The sequence below is a fragment of the Actinokineospora auranticolor genome (assembly GCF_002934265.1).
Lineage (GTDB): Bacteria > Actinomycetota > Actinomycetes > Mycobacteriales > Pseudonocardiaceae > Actinokineospora > Actinokineospora auranticolor.
The window spans coordinates 632,273-650,800 of sequence record NZ_PTIX01000001.1 but is presented as its reverse complement, the minus strand read 5'-3'; the positions used below and the strand labels follow the sequence as shown (position 1 = coordinate 650,800).

20 protein-coding genes are annotated in these 18,528 nt (G+C 73.6%); 11 read left to right on the top strand and 9 right to left on the bottom strand.

All coding sequences use genetic code 11. The features are described 5' to 3' along the window. Window positions 1-54: 54 nt before the first annotated feature. On the top strand, window positions 55-813 hold the full coding sequence (locus tag CLV40_RS02745; RefSeq protein ID WP_104476507.1) for an FkbM family methyltransferase: 759 nt from the start codon (window positions 55-57) through the stop codon (window positions 811-813). Here the strand turns inward: CLV40_RS02745 and CLV40_RS02740 are convergent. Beyond that, complete coding sequence (locus tag CLV40_RS02740) at window positions 773-1,681, bottom strand: alpha/beta fold hydrolase (protein ID WP_342752242.1); 909 nt, start codon at window positions 1,679-1,681, stop codon at window positions 773-775. The genes CLV40_RS02745 and CLV40_RS02740 overlap by 41 nt on opposite strands. Here CLV40_RS02740 and CLV40_RS37710 point away from each other — a divergent pair. Continuing rightward, a complete protein-coding gene (locus tag CLV40_RS37710; protein ID WP_181043282.1) occupies window positions 1,667-2,212 on the top strand; it encodes a hypothetical protein in 546 nt (181 codons plus the stop codon). The two genes, CLV40_RS02740 and CLV40_RS37710, sit on opposite strands and share 15 nt — an antisense overlap. Here the strand turns inward: CLV40_RS37710 and CLV40_RS02735 are convergent. Then, window positions 2,116-3,012, bottom strand: coding sequence for an Lrp/AsnC family transcriptional regulator (locus CLV40_RS02735; RefSeq protein ID WP_245930976.1), 897 nt, complete (start codon window positions 3,010-3,012; stop codon window positions 2,116-2,118). The two genes, CLV40_RS37710 and CLV40_RS02735, sit on opposite strands and share 97 nt — an antisense overlap. An 82-nt stretch (window positions 3,013-3,094) precedes the next feature. Here CLV40_RS02735 and CLV40_RS02730 point away from each other — a divergent pair, with 82 nt between their 5' ends. From CLV40_RS02730 to CLV40_RS02695, 8 genes are all read left to right on the top strand, one after another. Continuing rightward, the gene (locus tag CLV40_RS02730; protein WP_104476501.1) at window positions 3,095-3,838 is read left to right on the top strand and encodes an inositol monophosphatase family protein; all 744 of its coding nucleotides are present in this window, start codon (window positions 3,095-3,097) and stop codon (window positions 3,836-3,838) included. A gap of 196 nt (window positions 3,839-4,034) precedes the next feature. After that, a complete protein-coding gene (locus CLV40_RS02725; protein ID WP_104476499.1) occupies window positions 4,035-4,250 on the top strand; it encodes a hypothetical protein in 216 nt (71 codons plus the stop codon). A 385-nt stretch (window positions 4,251-4,635) separates the two neighbouring features. Further along, on the top strand, window positions 4,636-7,260 hold the full coding sequence (locus CLV40_RS02720) for a winged helix-turn-helix domain-containing protein (RefSeq protein WP_104476497.1): 2,625 nt from the start codon (window positions 4,636-4,638) through the stop codon (window positions 7,258-7,260). Between the two features lie 57 nt (window positions 7,261-7,317). After that, a complete protein-coding gene (locus CLV40_RS02715) occupies window positions 7,318-7,506 on the top strand; it encodes a hypothetical protein (RefSeq protein ID WP_104476495.1) in 189 nt (62 codons plus the stop codon). A 144-nt stretch (window positions 7,507-7,650) separates the two neighbouring features. Next, window positions 7,651-8,136 carry a DUF1269 domain-containing protein gene (locus CLV40_RS02710; protein ID WP_104476493.1) on the top strand — a complete coding sequence of 162 codons (486 nt, stop codon included), beginning with the start codon at window positions 7,651-7,653 and terminating at the stop codon, window positions 8,134-8,136. An 18-nt stretch (window positions 8,137-8,154) separates the two neighbouring features. Beyond that, complete coding sequence (locus tag CLV40_RS02705) at window positions 8,155-8,571, top strand: DUF7144 family membrane protein (protein ID WP_104476491.1); 417 nt, start codon at window positions 8,155-8,157, stop codon at window positions 8,569-8,571. A 62-nt stretch (window positions 8,572-8,633) separates the two neighbouring features. Continuing rightward, the gene (locus CLV40_RS02700; protein ID WP_104476798.1) at window positions 8,634-9,440 is read left to right on the top strand and encodes a formylglycine-generating enzyme family protein; all 807 of its coding nucleotides are present in this window, start codon (window positions 8,634-8,636) and stop codon (window positions 9,438-9,440) included. A gap of 41 nt (window positions 9,441-9,481) precedes the next feature. Then, a complete protein-coding gene (locus CLV40_RS02695) occupies window positions 9,482-9,910 on the top strand; it encodes a DUF7144 family membrane protein (RefSeq protein WP_104476489.1) in 429 nt (142 codons plus the stop codon). A gap of 76 nt (window positions 9,911-9,986) precedes the next feature. Here the strand turns inward: CLV40_RS02695 and CLV40_RS02690 are convergent, their stop codons facing one another. The 3 genes from CLV40_RS02690 to CLV40_RS02680 are packed head-to-tail and all read right to left on the bottom strand — an operon-like array spanning window position 9,987 to window position 14,670. Further along, a complete protein-coding gene (locus CLV40_RS02690) occupies window positions 9,987-11,114 on the bottom strand; it encodes an AI-2E family transporter (RefSeq protein ID WP_245930975.1) in 1,128 nt (375 codons plus the stop codon). Window positions 11,115-11,149: 35 nt separating this feature from the next. After that, window positions 11,150-12,967: an ABC transporter ATP-binding protein gene (locus tag CLV40_RS02685; RefSeq protein ID WP_104476487.1), complete on the bottom strand. Its 1,818-nt coding sequence runs from the start codon at window positions 12,965-12,967 to the stop codon at window positions 11,150-11,152. Beyond that, the gene (locus CLV40_RS02680) at window positions 12,964-14,670 is read right to left on the bottom strand and encodes an ABC transporter ATP-binding protein (RefSeq protein WP_104476485.1); all 1,707 of its coding nucleotides are present in this window, start codon (window positions 14,668-14,670) and stop codon (window positions 12,964-12,966) included. Before CLV40_RS02680 ends, CLV40_RS02685 begins: the two co-directional genes overlap by 4 nt. Before the next feature lie 275 nt (window positions 14,671-14,945). Between CLV40_RS02680 and CLV40_RS40685 the strand changes: the two genes are divergently transcribed. Beyond that, window positions 14,946-15,236 (top strand): siderophore-interacting protein, encoded by a 291-nt coding sequence (locus tag CLV40_RS40685; protein WP_104476483.1) that lies wholly within the window; start codon window positions 14,946-14,948, stop codon window positions 15,234-15,236. On the opposite strand, the gene CLV40_RS02670 is transcribed toward CLV40_RS40685, so the two are convergent. The 4 genes from CLV40_RS02670 to CLV40_RS02650 all read right to left on the bottom strand — a co-directional run bounded on the left by CLV40_RS02670 (window position 15,169) and on the right by CLV40_RS02650 (window position 18,462). Continuing rightward, window positions 15,169-15,909: an SRPBCC family protein gene (locus tag CLV40_RS02670; protein WP_181043280.1), complete on the bottom strand. Its 741-nt coding sequence runs from the start codon at window positions 15,907-15,909 to the stop codon at window positions 15,169-15,171. The genes CLV40_RS40685 and CLV40_RS02670 overlap by 68 nt on opposite strands. Window positions 15,910-15,911: 2 nt before the next feature. Further along, window positions 15,912-16,325: a VOC family protein gene (locus CLV40_RS02665; protein ID WP_104476480.1), complete on the bottom strand. Its 414-nt coding sequence runs from the start codon at window positions 16,323-16,325 to the stop codon at window positions 15,912-15,914. Window positions 16,326-16,327: 2 nt separating this feature from the next. Next, the gene (locus tag CLV40_RS02660) at window positions 16,328-16,921 is read right to left on the bottom strand and encodes a winged helix-turn-helix domain-containing protein (RefSeq protein ID WP_104476794.1); all 594 of its coding nucleotides are present in this window, start codon (window positions 16,919-16,921) and stop codon (window positions 16,328-16,330) included. Between the two features lie 587 nt (window positions 16,922-17,508). After that, window positions 17,509-18,462: a winged helix-turn-helix domain-containing protein gene (locus CLV40_RS02650; protein ID WP_104476479.1), complete on the bottom strand. Its 954-nt coding sequence runs from the start codon at window positions 18,460-18,462 to the stop codon at window positions 17,509-17,511. Between the last annotated feature and the right edge of the window lie 66 nt (window positions 18,463-18,528).

The window sequence follows — 18,528 nt, the reverse complement described above, 5'->3', positions numbered from 1 at the left end:
GCCGGGCTCCCGCGCGGGACGGCACGGCGCCCACCGGCGCCTAGCGTCGGTGCCGTGACTTCCCTTGTGGACCAAGCGGTTTCCCTGACGACCCGGGCGCTGGCCCGGCTGACGCCGTGGGTGGAGAGCGAGGTGCTGGGCCTCTCGGCGCTGGTGCGACCGGGTGACGTGTGCCTCGACATCGGCGCGGGAGCGGGGATCTACACCGCGGAGCTGGCCCGCCTCGTCGGTCCGGGCGGTCAGGTGCACAGCATCGAACCGCTGGTCTTCGCCCACCGCGCGGTTTCCGAGCTGCTGGCGCTGCGGCGCGGCCCCGCGGTCCGGGCGCACGCCCTGGCGCTGGCCGAGGTGACCGGTCGGTCCCACCTGAGCGTGCCCCTGCGCGGTCCCCGGTTCGTCACCGGCCGGGCCTTCCTCACCGGCGGCACCGCCGCGCTGGGCGCCAACCGGGAGTTCGACGCGCAGGTCGAGGTGCGCACCCCGACCGAGCGCCTCGACGACTTCGCCGCCCGGCTCGGCCTGCCGCGGGTCCACTTCGTCAAGGCGGACACCGAGGGTTCCGAGTGGTCGGTCCTGCGCGGCGGCGCGGACCTGCTGGGCCGCGACCGCCCGGCGTTGCTGCTGGAGGTCGAGCCCCGCCACCTGGCCCGCTACGGCCTCGCCCCACCGGAGTTCCTCGCGTGGCTCGGCGAGTTCGGCTACCGACCGCGGGTCTGGCGCGGCGCCTGGCAGCCGGTACCGGGGCTGGTCGACGGTCACCGCAACTACCTGTTCACGGCTGGGGAAGCGGTTCGTCCAGGAGGAAGGCGGTGATCAGGTCGCGGTGGGCGTCCGGGCGGGCCGCGGCGATGTTGTGGCCCGCGCCGGGAACGGTGACCAGCGTGGCGCCGGCGAGGACAGCGGTGTACTCGGCCGTGACCGCTTCCTTGATGTAGTCGCACTCCCCGCGCAGCACCAGCGCGGGCACCCGGACCGCGCGCAGCGCCGGGCGCGGGTCGGGGACGTCGTCGAAGTCGGCGACGGTCCGCTGGTTGGCGTAGAAGCCGGGCGGGTTGTCGTGCACGGCCGCCGGTGGCGCGCCGGGGCAGCCGGTCGCGTCCTTGATCGCCACGCCGATCTCCCGCATCCGCCGGTCGGCCTCCGCGTCGCCGAGGAAGTCGTGCGCGGCCCGGGGGTTGACCGACAGCAGCGCCGAGGCCAGCAGCAACCGCGGCGAGGTCACCAGGTCGTCCCGGCGGTCCCGCTGCGCCCGGTTGAGCCTGGGCTCGCCCACCCCGTCCCGCCACGCGCGCGGCCACAGCTCGCCCGGTGACGCGAACACCGCGCGCGCCACGCGGTCCGGGTGCGCCGCGAGGTACTGGGCGGCCAGCGACCCGCCCCACGACTGCCCGACCAGCACGAGCTTCCCGGCGCCGAGCCGGTCGCGGACGGCCTCCAGGTCGGCGACGTGCCGGGCGACGGTGTAGCCGGACGGGTCGTCGAGGCGGGTCGAGCGGCCGGAGCCGAGCTGGTCGTAGGAGTAGACGTCGAAGCCCGCCGCGGCCAGCGCCCGCCCCGTGGCCGAGATCCCCTCGGCGGGCGTGCCGGGCCCGCCGTGCAGCAGCACCACGGGTTCGCGCGCTTGGTCCCCTGCGCGGGCTCGTACACGTAGGCGAGGCGCGACCCGGTGGGCAGCTGCCAGAACCGGACGTCCCCGGGCACGGCCGCGTCGGGCGGCACCGCGGGCGCGTTGAGCAGCACGGCGCAGACCACCGTCACCGCGACCGTGACGACCCCGGCCAGCACGCTCCCGTCGCGCCACGCCCGCCCCGCCCCGCCGACCGCGAACCCGGCCCACCCGGCGGCGGCCATCACCACCGCGAACGCCGCGAAACCCGCGGCCGCGATCAGCCACAGCCGGTCGGTCACCGCCGCGACGACCACCGCCCCGGTCAACCCCGCCGCCGCCGCGACCACGAGCCCGACCGCCACGACGAGAACCGCGCTCACGCGCCTGAACACCATCATCCCCACACCCCCGGACGCTAAGCCGCCCGGCGCTGAGCCGACGTCATCCCCGGGGAGGACCCCCGGGGATGACTTGTCCGACCCGGACCCGGGTCCGTACCGGGCACCTCAGACCGGGTGCCGGTGCCCCGCGCGCTTCACCGCGCCGCCCACCACCGTCACCTCCGCGGCGGGCACGCCGTCGAGCCGGGTGACGAAGTCGTAGAGCGCGGGTAAGTCGCGGCAGAACACGGCCGCCATCAGGTTGGTCGGCCCGGTCGTGGCGAGCACGCCGTGCACCATCGGGTCGCGGGCGAGCCTGCCGCCGATCTCGGCCAACCGTCCGGGTGGGACGGTCAGCCAGAGGTTGGCGTCCACTTGGAGACCGAACAGTCGCGGATCGGCCACCACGCAGGTCCGGACCAATCCGGCCGAAGTGAGCCGGTCCATTCGCCTGCGCAGCGTGGATTCCGGCACGCCCAACGCGACGGACAACGCGGACGGTCCCGTTCGAGCGTCCTTTGTCAACAGTTCCAGCAATCGCCGGTCCTGTTCGTCCGGGGCGTGCGCCCCGGTCGCGGGCGGCGGGGTCAACGCCTCGACTTCCGCTTTCGACAAGCGGCCCGTGCGCCAGTCCGCGGCATCGGAGAATACGTGCAGCACCGACAGCACCTGGACATTGGTAATGGCGCCCGCGGTCGGCAGATGCGGTTTAGGTCCGACCACGACGGCGCTAATTTCCTCCCCGCCTTCGAGGATGTCGACGAAGAGGGTTTCCGGATGCTGGGACAGCGCGTCCGCGAAGCGCTCCACCCGACCGCGCAACACCCGCACCCGCAGCAGAGTGACCGCGGGCAGGCCGTGGCGCGGGTCCGGCACCCGCACGACCCGGATCCGGTCCGCCAGGCGGGTCAGCGACCGGGTGACCGTGCGCGGCGAGACGCCGAGCACCTCGGCCAGGCGGCCGGGCGCGGCGCGGCCGTCGACCTGCAGGGCCGAGGCAACGCGCTGATCGAAATCACCCAACTCCTCGACCACGGGTGTCCACTTCCGCTCACTGCGACGCTCACAGGCACCATAACCGAGCACCCGCGACCACGCTTGTCCCATGTTGCACACCGTGACCAAGATCGTCCGCACGGTCGCCGCGACCATCCCCGACCGCCGCGGCACCACCGCCCCGGACACCCTCGACGCCCTGCACCGCGAGTTCACCGAGCTCGACGACGCCCTGTGCGCGGCGCTGCGCGGGCGGCTCGACCCGCTCACCCCCGCAGGCGGCTGCTGGGTCGTCGACGCGCTGGACGGCGCCGTGCAGTACCTGCAGGGTCTCCCCCAGTGGTGCGTGTCCGTCGCCCTCCTCGTCGACGAGGTCCCGACCCTCACCGTCCTGCACTCCCCCCACCTCGGCGAGACCTACACCGCCGTGGCCGGGGGCGGCGCGCACCGCGACGGCGCGCCGATCCGGCCGTCGACCAAGACCGACCCGGCCGCCGCGCTCGCCGCCACGAGCCACCCGCACGTCCGGCAGCCCGACGCGAACCGGCTGGCCGGGCTCGCGCTGCCCCGGGTGCTGGACACCGTGGCCGCCGTGCGCAACCTCGGGCCGACGTCGTGGCAGGTGGCGGACGTGGCGGCGGGCCGGGTGGACCTGTTCTGGCAGTACGGCCGCGACAGCGAGAACCTGCTCGGCGCGAGCCTGGTCGCCGCCGAGGCGGGCGCGGTGGTCAGCACCGCGGCAGGCGCGCCGTGGACGCCCGGCGCGGCGGACTTCCTGGTCGCGGCCCCCGGGCTGCACGCCGCGGCAGTGCGGGTGCTGACCGTCGGTGCCGATCTCCTCCTGTTCGGGTGACGAACCGGCCCGGCGCGGGGCGACATGATCGACGCAGACGGAGCAGCCGGGGCCACCACCGGGCCACCACGGTCCCCGCGCCCGTCCGCCGGTGCCGGACCCGGCGCGCCCCCAAGCGGAGTCGGGGCCGCGCGGAGGCGCTCGTTACGGCCGGGTCCGGCACCGGTGTCCGCACCGGTCCGACGAGAGGTCCGACATGACCAACCTGACGAACGCACTGGCGGCGGCCGACCCCTTCAACCCACTCAACCCTCTGAACCCCCCTGGTGCCGGGCAGCCCCACCGGCCCGGGCGGCGCGGGCGGCGGATGCCCGCCGCGGCCAGGCTGGTGGTGCTGTGCTGCGCCATCGGCCTGGCCGTCGCCGCCGCGGCCCTGCCCGCCGCGGCGAGCGCCGCCCGCATCCTCACCTGAACCGACACCGGGACCGACAACCGACCGAGCACGACCGACCGAACCACCCGACACCGCCCCGAGGCCCGCGCCTCGGGGCGTTTTCGCTGTTCGGCGGTCATGATCATCACCCGTGGCGGGTGAGCGCAGACCATTACCACTTTCCACGGGGAAACTGTGAATGCGGTTCCAATCGCGGTTACGCACCGGCATACGCCGCAATGATTTCAGCACGCGGCCTCATTTTGTGAGCCGTTTCGCCCACATGAGGTGACGCCGGTCATCAAGAACCGACGATCTACTCGCCGAAAGAAGGGGATATAGGTGGCCGCGGGTATCGCATGGGGCAAACCGGAATGTGCGCGAACCCCGGCCAACGAACAGCGGAAGAGGAGCAGAACGCACGATGCGGGACCTGAACGACATGCGCGCCCATTCCGACACAACCGGGCACCGGCCGACCGTGCCCGCCGGGAAGGTCCGCGTGCCCACCAGCGCCGCGACCCGGCCGTGGCGCGAGCGCCTGGCCGCCGCGCTCGACGCCCACGTGACCGACCCCGGCACACCGCCCGCGGTGACCGTTGTGCACGGTCCGGCCGGGTCGGGCAAGACCACCGCGCTGGCCGCGTGGGCGGCTACCCGCCCCGCGGACCGGCCGGTGCGGTGGGCCACGCTGGACCGGCACGACAACGACCCGACGCGGTTGTGGACGACCATCCACGCCGCGCTCGCGGGCGCGGACGACCGCGACGAGTGCCCGCCGCCGGAGTCCGCCGACCCGTTCGGCGACCTGACGCGCGCCATGGACGGCCTCGCCGACCAGACCTGCCTGGTGCTCGACGACGTGCACGAGCTGTCCGACCAGCAGGTCCTCGGCGTGCTCACCACCCTGGTCCGGCACGCACCGGACCACCTGCGACTGGTCCTGGCGGGCCGCACGCCCCCGGTGCACCTGTCCAAGCTGAGCCTGGACGGGCGGTTGCGCGAGATCGACGGCCGCGAACTCGCGCTCACCGCACCGGAAGCCGAGGCGCTGCTGGCCGAGCACCACGTGGCGCTGTCCGAGGCGGAGCTCGCGGACCTGCTCGACCTGACCAGGGGCTGGGTCGCGGGCACCCGGCTGGCCGCGCTCTGGCTGGCCGGGCAACCGGCCGAAAACCGCTCGCTGACGGCGTTCCCGGCCGAGGACCCGCTGGCCGGGGACTACTTCGCCGAGGAGGTCCTCGGCGCGCACCCGCCGCAGACCAGGCAGTTCCTGTTGTCCACCAGCGTGTGCGACCGGGTCGGGGTGGAACTGGCCTCGGTGCTGTCCGGACAGCGGCACGCGGGCACCGTGCTGCACGGCTTGGCGCGCACGAACTTCCTGGTGACGCGCTGCGACGACGTGCCGGGCGAGTGGTACCGGTACCACCCGCTGCTGCGCGAGCACCTGCGCGCCGAGCTGGCCAGGACCCGGCCCGGCGCGGCGCAGCGGCTGCACCAGAGCGCGGCGCGCTGGTTCCGCGCCGAGGGCGACGTGACCAGCGCCCTGCACCACGCCGCTCAAGCCCAGGACACCGAACTCGTGGCGGAACTGGTGGCGGGCGACGGGGTCGGGCAGATCCTGCGTGGACACGGCGCGCCGCTGCGCGCGGCGCTGGCCACCCTGCCGGACGAGCGGCTGGCGGAGCCGACCTTCGCGGTGACGGCGGCGTTCGCGGCGCTGGAGGCGCCCGATCCCGCGGCGGCGGACGGTTTCCTCGGCCGCATCGACGACACCGACGCGGCACCGTGGACGGACCGCGTGCGTGCGGTGTACGAGACCGTGCTCTCGCGACGGGCCCACCTGGACGCCACGGGCGTGCTGCCGCAGGCCCGCGCGACGCCCACCGGGGACGCCGCGGCCGACACGCTCACCCGGCAGGCGCGCGGTGCCACGGCGCTGTGGGCGGGCGACCCGGAGGCCGCGGAGTCCGAGCTGAGCCGGGTGGTGCAGTCGTGCCTGCGGGAGAACCTGCCCTGGCTGGCGTTGCAGGCCAAGGTGCAGTTCGCGGTCGCCGCGGCGTTGCGCGGCGACCTGCCGGAGATGGACCGCCGGGCGGGCCGCGCGGTGCACCTGGCCGCGGCGCACCACTGGGAGCGGGAGTGGCCGTGCTCGACGGCGTACGTCCTACTGGGTGCGTACGCCTACCAGCAGGGCGACTCGGCCGAGGCGAGGCGGTGGGCGAGGCTGGCCGCGGAGACCGCGCCCGCGCACCAGGAACCGACGATCGAGCTGGCCCGCCGCACGATGGCCGCGTTCGCGGAGTTCGACGGCGCGGCCGACCCGCACACCGTGGTCCGCACCGCGCTGCAGCACTGGCGCGGGCTGACCGCGCGGCGGGTGAGCCCGCAGCTGGTCGCGATGCTGATGCCCACCCTGGTCCGCATGACGCTGCGGGTGGGCGAACCGGGCCGGGCCGCGGAACTGGTCGACGCGGCCGGGTCCGCGCTGGGCGGGCACGCGGAACTACCCGTGCTGCACGCGATAACGCACGCGCACCACGGCCGGGTCATCCAGGCGCGACGGCTGCTCGGTCCCGTGCTGGCCGGGGACCTGAGCCCGCTGGCGGGCACGACGGCGGTGGAGGCGTGGCTGCTGGAGGCCACGCTGGTCGACCGAGGCGAGAACCCGCAACGCGCGCACGAGGCGGTCACCCGCGCGCTGCGCGCCGCGGAGCCGATCCGGGCCATTCGGCCCTTCCTCACCGCGCGCCGGTCCGTCCGGGACATCCTCGCCGAGGGCGCGGGCCGCTTCGGCAGGCTGGACCGGTTCGCCGTGGACACCCTGTCCGCGCTGCCCGCGGACGCCACCACCGCGGACCCGCTCACGAGTCGGGAGCTGGAGCTGCTGCTGGAACTGCCGTCGATGCGGACGGTGGACGAGATAGCGGAGTCGATGTTCGTCTCGGCCAACACGGTCAAGACGCACCTGCGCGGGATCTACCGCAAGCTCGGCGTCCGGCAGCGCCGGGACGCCGTGGTGGCCGCGCGCAGACAAGGGTTGCTCTAGTCGGGAGGAGCGCGGGATGCGGGCACAAGGGACTGTTCCCCGGCCGGGGCGGCGGCGGTGATCGGGCGGCGACGGCGGCCGCGGTCGCTGCTCACGGTGCTGTTCGTGCTGGTGCTGCTGGCCTCGGCCAAGCGGTCGGCGAGCCCCGGTGAGCAACCGGGCCCGGTGGTCACCACCGTCATCGGGGTGTTCGACCTGCTGCGCTCGGTCGACTGGCCCAGCAGGCTGCTGACCGCGGCGAAGTAGGTCGGATTCGTCCACTGTGGAGCACCGGGCTTCACCTCCCCGAGGGGAGGCGGCGGCGCGGGGCGTGCCGAAATGCTGGGTCTGCCCGGCGCTGGCCCGGGCTCCACCGACGGCCACAGCGGCCACGGACGAGAGGGACGACGCATGTCGGCCACGTTGACGGTATGGAAGTTCCCCACGGCGGAAGGCGCGGAGCAGGCACGGGACACGGTCGAGTCGCTGCGTCGCGAGGGCGCGCTCACCCTGGTGGACGCGGCGGTGGTGAGCTGGCCGGAAGGCGAGTCGAAACCGCGCACCAAGCAGCTGCACGGCATGGTCGGCGCGGGCGCGCTGACCGGGACGTTCTGGGGGCTGCTGTTCGGCATCCTGTTCTTCATGCCGCTCATCGGCGCGGCCATCGGCGCCGCGTCCGGGGCGCTGGGCGGGAAGTTCACCGACATCGGCATCGACGACGGGTTCATCTCCGACGTGCGGGCCAAGGTCGTGCCCGGCACGTCGGCGCTGTTCCTGCTGACCGAGGACGTGGTGCTGGACCGGATCCACGACGCCTTCCCGGGCGGGCGCGCGGAACTGGTGCACACCAACCTCGACGACCGGCAGGAACAGGCGCTGCGAACGGCGTTCGCCTGAGCGCGGGAGGAGGCGGCGATGCTCAGCGGTCCGCAGTGGACCTCCCCGCGCGAGCGCAAGCGGGTGTCCGGCTGGCTGACCTTCGGCGGGCTGGTGGTGTTCCTGGTCGGCGCGATCGACGTCGGCGTCGGGCTGGTCGCCCTCACCCGGAGCGGTTTCTACCGCACCCCGGACGGCGACCTGCTGGTGTTCGACTACACCGCGTGGGGCTGGATCTGGCTGGTGTTCGGCCTGATCGGAGTTGTGTCCGGGATCGGCGTGCAGTTCGGCGCGCTGTGGGCCAGGGTCGGCGCGCTCGCGCTGGCGCTGCTGTCGGTGGTGGGGCACCTGCTGTTCCTGCCCGCGTACCCGCTCTGGTCGATCGTGGCGATCACCCTGAGCGTGCTGGTCGTGTACGCGGTCGTGGTGCCGCCGTTGGAGGCGGTGGGCGCGTGAACCGCACGAGGACGGCACCGCTGGCCGGGGACGCGGTCGCGCTGCCCGGCGGGGAGTTCCTGATGGGCACCGACAGCGGCGAGGGCCACCCGGCCGACGGCGAGGGACCCGCGCACGTGGTGCGGCTCAGCCCGTTCCGCATCGACCGGTTCACCGTGACCAACGACCGGTTCGCCGAATTCGTCGCGGCGACCGGCTTCACCACCGAGGCCGAGCACTACGGCTGGTCGTACGTGTTCGCGGGCCTGCTCGCCGACCGGCACCCGGTGGCCCGCTCGGTGCGGGCGCCGTGGTGGCGCCAGGTGCACGGCGCCACCTGGCGCAGCCCCGAGGGACCGGGGTCCACCGTGCTGGACCGCGGCGACCACCCGGTGACCCAGGTGAGCTGGCGGGACGCGCGCGCGTTCTGCCGCTGGGCGGGCGCCCGGCTGCCCACCGAGGCCGAGTGGGAGTACGCGGCCCGGGGCGGTCTGGTCGGCCGCCGGTACCCGTGGGGCGACCTGCGGGAGCCCGGCGGCGCGCACCGGATGAACATCTGGCAGGGCGAGTTCCCGGACGGCGACCTGGGCCTGGACGGCTGGGTCGGCACGGCGCCGGTGGACACCTACGAGCCCAACGGGTTCGGGCTGTCCAACATGACCGGCAACGTCTGGGAGTGGTGCGCGGACTGGTTCAACCCGACCGCCTACGCCACCAGCCGGATCGACGACCCGACCGGGCCGCGCTCGGGCAGCCACCGGGTGCTGCGCGGCGGGTCGTACCTGAGCCACGAGTCGCACTGCGACCGCTACCGGGTGGCCGCGCGCGGCGCGAACACCCAGGACGGTTCCGCGGGCGACATCGGCTTCCGCTGCGTGTACCCGGGGTGACCGGCGTGCACCCGTGGACCTATTGGAGAGAAGGACATGTCATGAGTGAGCGCACGGAGGAGTACGCGGCCGCCCGGCACCGGGAACGGGAGCGGTCGGCGTGGATCGGCTGGATCTGGTTCGGCGCCGTGATGCTGGTGCTGCTCGGCCTGTTCACCGTCATCTTCGGCCTGGTCGCGCTGTTCCAGGAGAACTACTACGTGGTCGGCCCGGAGGGGCTGCTCGTCTTCGACCTCACCGGCTGGGGCTGGATCCACCTGATCCTGGGCGCCCTGGCGACTGCGGCCGGGTTCGCGCTGTTCTCCGGGGCGGCGTGGGCGCGGGTCACCGCCGTGGTGCTGGCCGCGCTCAACGCCATCAGCCAGTTCGCCTTCCTGCCCGCGTACCCGGTGTGGTCGCTGATCGCCATCGCGCTGGACGTGCTGGTGATGTGGGCGATCGTGGTGCACGGCCGCGAACTGGGCGACTGAGCGGGCGGTACCGGAACGTCACCGAAGGACGAAGGGGCCTGGCCATCGCGGCCGGGCCCCTTCGGCGTGCGCGGGGTCAGTCGGTCGTCCCTTTCTCCTCGGCGGGTTCCGCGGATTCGGCAGGGGGTTCGGTGTGGGGTTCGGCGGCGTCAGCGGGTGCGGCCGTGGGTACCCGCGACGGCGCGCCCGCGAGCGCGTCGACCCAGCGGGCACGCGGGTCGACGTCCACCAGCACCGCCTTGACCAGCAGGGTGAGCGGCACGGCGAGCACCGAGCCGAGCGGGCCGAGCACCGCGCTCCAGACGATCAGCGACAGGAACGTGGCGGTGGACGACAGGCCCACGGTGTCGCCGATGACCCGCGGCTGGATGACCGACTGGAGCACGAAGTTCACCACGACGTACAGGACGATCACCGCGATCATCAGCTGCCAGTCGCCCTGCAGCAGGGCCAGCAGCGCGGGCGGCGCCACGCCGAGGATGAACCCGATGTTGGGCACGTAGTTGGTGACGAACGACAGCACGCCCCACAGCAGCGGCAGCGGGATGTCGAGCAGCAGCAACCCGATCGCGTCGAGCACCGCGACCAGGAACCCGAACACCGTGGTCACCCACAGGTAGCGGCGGGTGTCGTGGGCGAACCCGGAGAGCGCCGCCGCCAGTTCCGGCCGGTCGGCGGCGACGGAGCGCTGGCGCAGCCGGACGGTGGCGGCGTCGATGCTGAGGAACAGCAGCAGCGACAGCAGGAACACCAGGCCGCCGCCGATCGTGCCGACGGCGCCGACGATGTCGAGCAGGTAGCCGACGACCCGACCGAAGTCCAGGCCGTGGACGGCGGCGCGCACCTCGTCCGCGCCGACGCCGAAGCGGGCCAGGGCCGAGGCCAGTTCCGCGACGAGCGCGTCGGCGCGCTCGGCGTAGGCGGGCAACAGGGTCGCCAGTTGGGCTATGGAGACGACCACCACCAGGACGAGCACGGCGATGACCGCGTAGACGAGGAGGACGAGGACCGTCGTGGCGAGCCAGGAGGGTAATCCCCGGTCCCGCAACCACTGCGGGATGGGGGACACGGCGACCACGATCATCATGGCCAGCGCGAGCGGTCCGAGCAGCCAGGACGCGTACGAGATCCCTTGCAGGACAACGGCCACCGACGCCAGGCCGACCAGGATCTGCACGGCGCGCGGTATGGGGGGAAGTGTCACGCGCCGACGCTAGGAGCAAGTCCCGCGCCCCGACTTCACCCCGTGTGCGTGATCGGCCCGGTCCACCCGCGCCAGAGCGCCGCGTAGGCCCCGCCCGCGGCCAGCAGTTCGGCGTGCGAGCCGGATTCCACCACGGCGCCCCGGTCCATCACCACGACCCGGTCGGCGGCCACGGCCTGGCTGAGCCGGTGCGCCACGACCAGCGCGGTGCGGCTCTCGGTGACCGCCTCCGCCGCCCGGTCCAGGGTCCGGGCGCCCGCGCTGCCCGCCTCGGCGGTGGCCTCGTCGAGGATGACCGCGGCGGGGTCGGCGAGCAGGACCCGGGCGAGCGCGAGGTGCTGGGTCTGGGCCGCGGTCAGCCCGTGCGCGCCCTCCCCGACGACGGTGGTGATGCCGTCGGGCAGCGCCTCGACCCAGGGCAGGGCGCCGACGCGGTCGAGCGCGGCGGTGACCTCCGCGTCGGTCGCGGACTCGCGGGCCAGTCGGACGTCGTCGGCGAGGGTGCCCGCGAACACGTGCGCCTCTTGGCTCACCAGCGCGATGTGCCTGCGCGTCGCGGCCTCGCCGAGCGCGTCGAGGTCGACACCGCCGAGCCGGACGGTCCCGGTGGTCGGCCGGAGAATGCCCGCCGCGATCCCGGCGAGCGTCGACTTCCCGGCGCCACTGGCCCCCACGAGCGCGACCCGCTCCCCCGGTGCGATCCGCAGCGTCACCGCGCGCACGACCTCGGAACCGGCCTTGCCGTCCTGGAGTTCGTAGTGGTGGCTGATGCCCTCCAACTCGATACCGCTGTCGGCGGGCACGGGTGGGTTCTCGGGCGTTTCCGCGCCGGGCAGGTTCGCGACACCCGCGAGCCGGGCGAGGCCCGCACCGGCCTGCTGGATCTGGTCGACCTCGATCACCAGGAAGCCGATGGGGTTGAACAGCCGGTGGAAGTACAGCGCGGCGGCGGTGACCGTGCCGACCGTGACCGTGCCGGACGCGGCCAGGTCGCCGCGCACCAGGAAGAACCCGACGACCAGCACGGCGGTCAGGCCGACGAACTCGGCGCGGTTGAGCCTGCCCGCGAACCAGGTGAAGACCCGGAACACACCGATCGACAGGTCCATTGCCGCCTGCGACTTCTCCTCGATGACGGCGGTGTGCCGGTGCTCCAGCCGGTAGGCGCGCACGGTCTCGCCGCCCCACAGGGAGCAGGCCATGGCCTCGGTCCGCTCCCCCACGGCGAGGCGTTCCTCGGCGTAGAAGGGTTTCGAGCGCGGCAGGTACCAGCGCAGCGCGAGGTGGTAGGCGGGCGCGGAGAGCAGACCGGCCAGGCCGAGGCGCCAGTCCAGGCCGAACAGGCCCGCCGCGGTGAGGACGATGGTGAACGACGCGCGCACGATCTCGGGGACGGTGGTGGTGATCGCGCCGGTCACCACCGACACGTCGTCACCGACCCGGGACAGCAGGTCGCCGACCCCGACCCGTTCGAGGGTGGCCGACGGCAGGTGCAACGCGCGGTCCATGACCCGTTCCCGCACGCGCGCCAGCACGGTCTCCCCCAGCCGTGCCACCAGCGTGGCACCGAAGGCGGCCAGCACACCGGTGACCAGCGCGGCGACCACCATGACCACCACGAGCGGGACGAGGCGGTCGGTGCCCGCGCCCGCACCGGCGTCGTCCACCAGCAGGCCAAGCACCCAGGGCGCGACGAGCCCGGCGGCGCTCGCGGCGAGCATGACCACCAGCACGGCGGCGGCGGACCGGCGGTGCGCGAGGAGTTCGTCGCGCAGCAGCAACCAGGTTCGACGGGCGTCGGCGACCGGGAGGATGGGCGCTGCCACCACGTCACCACCTACTGGTGCGGTCATCGGGTCACCACCTGGCGGTAGGTCTCGTCGGCGGCGCGGAGTTCGTCGTGGGTGCCGGTGCGGGTGACGCGACCGCCCTCGATCACCACCACGCGGTCGGCGCGGGCGAGCAGCGCGGGGCTGCTGGTCACGATCAGCGTGGTCAACCCGGTGCGGCGGCCGGATAGCCGTTCGGCGATGCGTTCCTCGGTGACCGCGTCGACGGCGGTGGTCGGTTCGTGCAGCACCAGGACGGGCGCGGCGGAGAGCAGGGCCCGGGCCAGGCCGATCCGCTGCCGCTGCCCGCCGGACAGCGAGCGGCCCCGGTCGGTGACCGGGTGGTCGAGCCCCGACGGGTGCGCGTCGACGACATCCCGGGCCGCCGCCGCCTCGACGGCGCGCAGGACTTCCTCCTCGGGGTCGGCGAGCTGTCCGTTGTGGACACCGGCGGTGAGGTTGCCGCGCAGCGTGCCCGCGAACAGGGCGGTGTCGTGCTGCTCGACGAGCACCGCGCGGCGCCGGGCGTCGAGGTGGAGTTCACCATCGGGGACGTCGCCGATGAGCAGGTCGCCGGTGCGCTCGGCCGCGCGTCCGGCGAGGACGGCGACGAGCGCGTCCGCGTCGCGGGGGTCGCTCGCGAGCACGCCGACGAGTTCGCCGGGGCGTAGGTCGAGGTCGACGTCTTGGAGCGTGCGGTAGGAAACGCCCTTGAGCGCCACGGTGATCCCGTCGGCGGTGTCGACGTCGCGCGTGCCGCCCGCGGCGTCCGGGTCGGCGTCGAACACCTCGGCCAGGCGCGCCGCCGAGGCCCGCGCGCTCGCCACCTGACCACCGCACCAGCCCAGGGCGCGCAGCGGTTCAGCGATGAACTGGGCGAGCCCCACGACCGTGATCAGCTCCCCGACGGTCAGCCTGCCGGTGAGGGCGAACCAGCCCGCGAACCCGGCGACTGCCGCCAGGAACAGACCGCCCGCAGCCGTGGTGACACCTTCGTAGAGCCCGCTCGTGCCCGCCGCGCGCAGGCTCGCGGCCAGCGCGGTCTCGCTGGAGCGGCGGTAGCGCGCGGCCGCGGCGTGTTGGGCGCCGATGCCGCGCAGCACCCGCAGCCCGCCGACCAGGTCGGTGGCCAGCGCGGCGGTCCGGCCCGCGGCCTCCTGCTGCGCACCGCTGCGGCGGGTCATCAGCGGCGCGATGGCCTGGGTGGCGAACGCGAGCCCGGGGACACCCACGAGCACGCCGATCCCGAGCCACAGGTCGATGGTCAGCAGGATCACCGCGGCGGACACCAGGGCGACCACCGAGCCGACGGCGACCACGAAGGCGCGCAGCACGACGCCGGTGCGCTGGGCGTCGAAAGCGGCGATGGAGAGCAACTCCCCCGTGCGCAGGCCGGTGCGGTGGCCGCGCGGGTCGAGTACCCGCGCGGCCACCGCCACCCGCAGCAGGTGCGTCTCGCGTTCCAGCGCCACCAGGGTCTGCCGCGCCCCGAACTGCCAGGCGAAGAACAGGACCGCGAACAGCGCGGCGAGCGCGACCACCGACCAGGCGAGCGCGGTGCGGTCACCGGTCGCGACCGCGCGGTCGATCACCAGGCCGATGGCCACCGGTACGGCGACCTCGGCGGCCTGGTGGACCGACAGCAGCAGCGCCCCGGCGACCAACCGGGACAGGTGCCGCCGTACTGCCCGGACCAGCACACCCCGCGCACCCATCGCCCCCGACATGCCCGGATCACCCTCCCAGCTCGGCCAACACCCCTGTCGAAGCCACTGATCCGCTCCAGCGCGGCGCTCGGCGACGCGGGCACCGGGTGGACCGACCCGCCTGGACGGCGGGCAGCCTCTGCCCCAGGGCGTTCCCAGGTCAGTGGCGCGTTGTCCGGTGACGGCGTCACGCCGTCGGGAGCAGGCGGATCCAGCAGGACGTCAGTCTCGTCCAGCACGGTGATCTGTTCGAGGGAATATTCCCGGGTTGGACCGGGCTGGCAACAGGCTCGGCGGTGGGGGCACCGGTTCGGACGCACTACGCGATCCCGGTGGAGGTGATCGCGAAACGGCTGATCTCCGCCCGGATGGCCCGCGTCACCCTGGCGGGCCCGGGGTTGGCCGACTTCGGCCACGACGGCCCGGACCACCTGGCGCGGCTGTTCCTGCCCGCACCGGGCACGGCCGCCCCCTCACTGCCGGTGACGATCGCCGGTAGCCAACGCCCCCTGACCGCTTTCACACCCCGGCGAGGCCGTCGATCCAGGTCTGCCAGGCGGCGGTGCGGGTGGCGCGGTCCACGGTGACGCCGTAGAAGTACTGCGACGTGTTCACCATGTGGTGGATGTCGTCGGACATGAAGCGGTAGAAGCCGTTCTCGGTGCGGATGCCGAGGAGGCGGTCACCGCGCAGGTCGACGACGCCCTCGATGGGGTCAAGGCCGTCGGGGGTGAGGCGCACCTGGTCGTCAAGGCTCAGGGCCGGGTCCGCGCCGAGTCGGGTGGTGAGGTCGGTCCACACCTCGCCACCGGGGCGCGCGGTGAACGCGGTGGCGACCACGTTGGTGACGGGAAGGCCAGGGAAGTGCCGGAAGTACTCGGCGAGGTTGTGCAGGAACATGTCCCAGCCGCGACCGAAGCCGTCGAACTCGGTTTCCCAGTCGTCGCCGAAGAAGCCGTTCTGGATGAGGCGGAGTTCGGTGGTGCCCGCGCGGCCCTCGACGAGGAACTCGAAGGTCATCGGGGGGACGCCGTCCGGGCCGGGCGCGCCGAAGACGACCCGTCGGCCGGGCTCGAGCTCCAGGGTTTGGCCCGCTTGGCTGTTGCCACCGCCGAAGTCGCCTTCGATCTCACCGCCCGCGTTCTCGTGCGGCACGAACCACAGCGACAGACCGTCCGGTGTGGACACCGCCTGCCAGACCTGCTCGGGCGTCGCGGCCAGCTCGATCCGCTTCGCCAGGCTCCGGCGCTCATCCGCCACGGTCAGTCCTGCTGGGCGAGGAGGATGAGGTTGCCGCAGGTGTCGTCGAAGACCGCCTGTGCCCCGAACCCGGTCTTGGTCGGCTCCTGCGTGAAGCGGACGCCGTGCTCCACCATGCGCGCGTGGTCCTTGTCCAGTTCCTTGGTGCCGAGCATGGTGAACGGGATACCCGCGTCGTAGAGGGTCTTCTTCCACACCTGCGCGGCGGGCTTGTCGTCGATCCGGATGCCGGGGTTGCCGTCGGGTTCGAGCAGCAGCTCCACCCCGTCGGGCGCGTCGGGCGAGACGACGGTCAGCCACTTGGCGCCGCCGCCGAGGTCGATGTCGGTCTTCTTCACGAACCCCAGCACCTCGGTGTAGAACGCCAGGGCCTTGGCCTGGTCGTCGACCAGGATGCTGGTCACCGGGATGTGCATCGTCACTCCTGCTCTTCTCGTTTGACCTTCGGGTGCACGGCGACCACGATCCGGTGCGCCCGCCCGCCCTCGGCGGACTCGTCGTGGTACTTGGCCACCAACGAGGTCACCGCCCGGGTCAGCTCCTCGGCGAACCCGGCCCGGTCGGCCGCCGAGGCGAACCGCACCTCCCCGTCGATGGCGAAGGTGGCCAGCCGCTTGCGGGCCTTGGTCGCACCGGTGACCAACTCCCCCACCTCCCGCACCATCCGCGCGGCCACGGCCAACAGCCACCGCGCGGACAGCCGATCGGGATCGCGGGCCGGGTCCGGCTGGACAGCGGCCAACACGCTCGGCGAGATGACGTACGAGGCCGCGGTCGCCCGCAGCACCCGTTCGGTCAGGTTGCCCTTGCGCCGCTCCTCGACCAGCTCGACCAGCCCGTGCCGCTCCAGCTCGCGCAGGTGGTAGTTCACCTTCTGCCTGGTCAACCCCACCTGACGCGCCAAGGTGGTCGCCGACCCCGGCTCGACCAGCGCGGCCAGCAAACCGGCCCGCACCGGGTCGAGCGACACCCCGGCCACCGCCGGGTCCTCGATCACCGCCACCTCGCGCACCCGCACACCGTCGCATTGACAAACTTTCTTGTCAAGCCGAGTCGGGTCCCGCGCGTCGATGAGCGCGGACCTCCCAGGTCGGCCGGTGGGGGTTCTCGTTGTGCACGACAACGTCGGCAACCTTCGGCCGAGTACCGGCCGCGCCGGTAGCGCCGCGGGAGGGGAACGACGAAGTCGTCGACGGTCGCGCGGACAACGACGCGACCCTGCGCGCGCAGGACGACGGCGAGTTCGTCGGCCAGCGTGGTCTTGCCCGCGGCGGGTGGCCCGTCGACGTCGACCCGCAGCGGGTGCGCGGTCGTGACGGACCCGATCACCTCGGACAGTCGACCGATGAGTTCGCCACGCGCACCTTGATCCATTGCTGACTTCCTCGGGTATCCAAGTCCGGCACCGATCACGGTCGCCGGGGTTCGCCACGAGGTCCGAGACGCCTGCCCGGCGTGAGAACGCCCGGTGGTGGGTCATCGGGTGCGTGATGACACCCGGGAACCGGACGCGGCCCACGCGAACGGGCGGCGGTCCGCCGAGTCGCCTCGGTGGACCGCCGCCCGTGGATCGGTCGCTTCGGTCGGTTCCTAGTTCGTTCAGCCTGCGCGGCAGGTGCCGCGCAGCAGCGCCTCACCCAGCGGGGTGAGGGTGTGGCAGAGCGAGTTCACGTCCCGGCGGGAGAAGATCAGCCCCGCCGCCCGCAGGATCGACGTGTGCTGGCTGACCGCGGCCGAGGAGATCTCCAGCGACCGGCTCAGCTCGACCGACGCCCGGCTGTCGGTCAGCGCGACCAGCATGGCCGCGCGGGTGCGGCCGAGCAGCGGCCCCAGCGCGCGGGCGTCCTGCCGCCCGCCCGACCACACGGTGGTCAGCGCCGCCCGGTCGAGGCTGATCGGGTAGGCCAGGGTCACCGGCCGGTCCGGGGCCACCGGCACGATCGTGCGCGGCGGGCCGGACAGGAACAGCGACGGCGCGAGCACCAGCCCGCGCCCGCGCAGCGCCACCTGGTCGCCGCGACCGGCGACCACCAGGTTCGGCGTCTGCCACCGCACGCGCGGGTGCAGGGTGCCGAACAGCTCCTCGATGCCGCCCGCGAGCAGCGCCCGGCCGCGGCACTCCCGTTCCGCTTCCAGTTCGGCGGTGATGGACGCCCAGTACGGCGCCACCGCCACCGCGTGGAACTCGCGCAGCAGCGCCACCGTGCGCTGCTCGGCCGGGTCGCCGCTGAGCAGCGCCTGGCGCGCCGCCCGGGAGCGGCCCAGGCCCTGCAGGTGCCCCAGCAGCGCGGGCGAGCGCTGCGCCAGGGCGTTGTGCGCCGTGCGGCGCCACGCCTCGAACCCGGTGCGGGTCCGGGTCTGCGTGTAGGCCTCCAGCGCGAACACCGTCTCCGCCGCCCTCCCCAGGGTCGGCGCCACCCGCGTGCGGGCCAGGTCCGCGTCGGTGAAGGTGATCCGGTGGTTGTCGTTCGCGTCGTGTCTGATCTGGGTCTTGTACTCGGTGTTGCTGTCGGTTTTGTCCGCGATCACTGTGTCGAATCGGCTGTCGAACACTGTTTCCCCCTGTGTCAGCGCCCGTTCCCCGTCAGTCACCCAGATCCCGGGCACATCGTCAACCAA

Bases quoted from the DNA above. Each gene is read 5' to 3' on its own strand.
- CLV40_RS02705 (WP_104476491.1), top strand. From the start codon at position 8,155: ATGCTCAGCGGTCCGCAGTGGACCTCCCCGCGCGAGCGCAAGCGGGTG.
- CLV40_RS02725 (WP_104476499.1), top strand. From the start codon at position 4,035: ATGACCAACCTGACGAACGCACTGGCGGCGGCCGACCCCTTCAACCCA.
- CLV40_RS02665 (WP_104476480.1), bottom strand. From the start codon at position 16,325: ATGCACATCCCGGTGACCAGCATCCTGGTCGACGACCAGGCCAAGGCC.
- CLV40_RS02700 (WP_104476798.1), top strand. From the start codon at position 8,634: ATGGGCACCGACAGCGGCGAGGGCCACCCGGCCGACGGCGAGGGACCC.
- CLV40_RS02720 (WP_104476497.1), top strand. From the start codon at position 4,636: ATGCGGGACCTGAACGACATGCGCGCCCATTCCGACACAACCGGGCAC.
- CLV40_RS02730 (WP_104476501.1), top strand. From the start codon at position 3,095: ATGTTGCACACCGTGACCAAGATCGTCCGCACGGTCGCCGCGACCATC.
- CLV40_RS02680 (WP_104476485.1), bottom strand. From the start codon at position 14,670: ATGTCGGGGGCGATGGGTGCGCGGGGTGTGCTGGTCCGGGCAGTACGG.
- CLV40_RS02710 (WP_104476493.1), top strand. From the start codon at position 7,651: ATGTCGGCCACGTTGACGGTATGGAAGTTCCCCACGGCGGAAGGCGCG.
- CLV40_RS02695 (WP_104476489.1), top strand. From the start codon at position 9,482: ATGAGTGAGCGCACGGAGGAGTACGCGGCCGCCCGGCACCGGGAACGG.
- CLV40_RS02685 (WP_104476487.1), bottom strand. From the start codon at position 12,967: ATGACCGCACCAGTAGGTGGTGACGTGGTGGCAGCGCCCATCCTCCCG.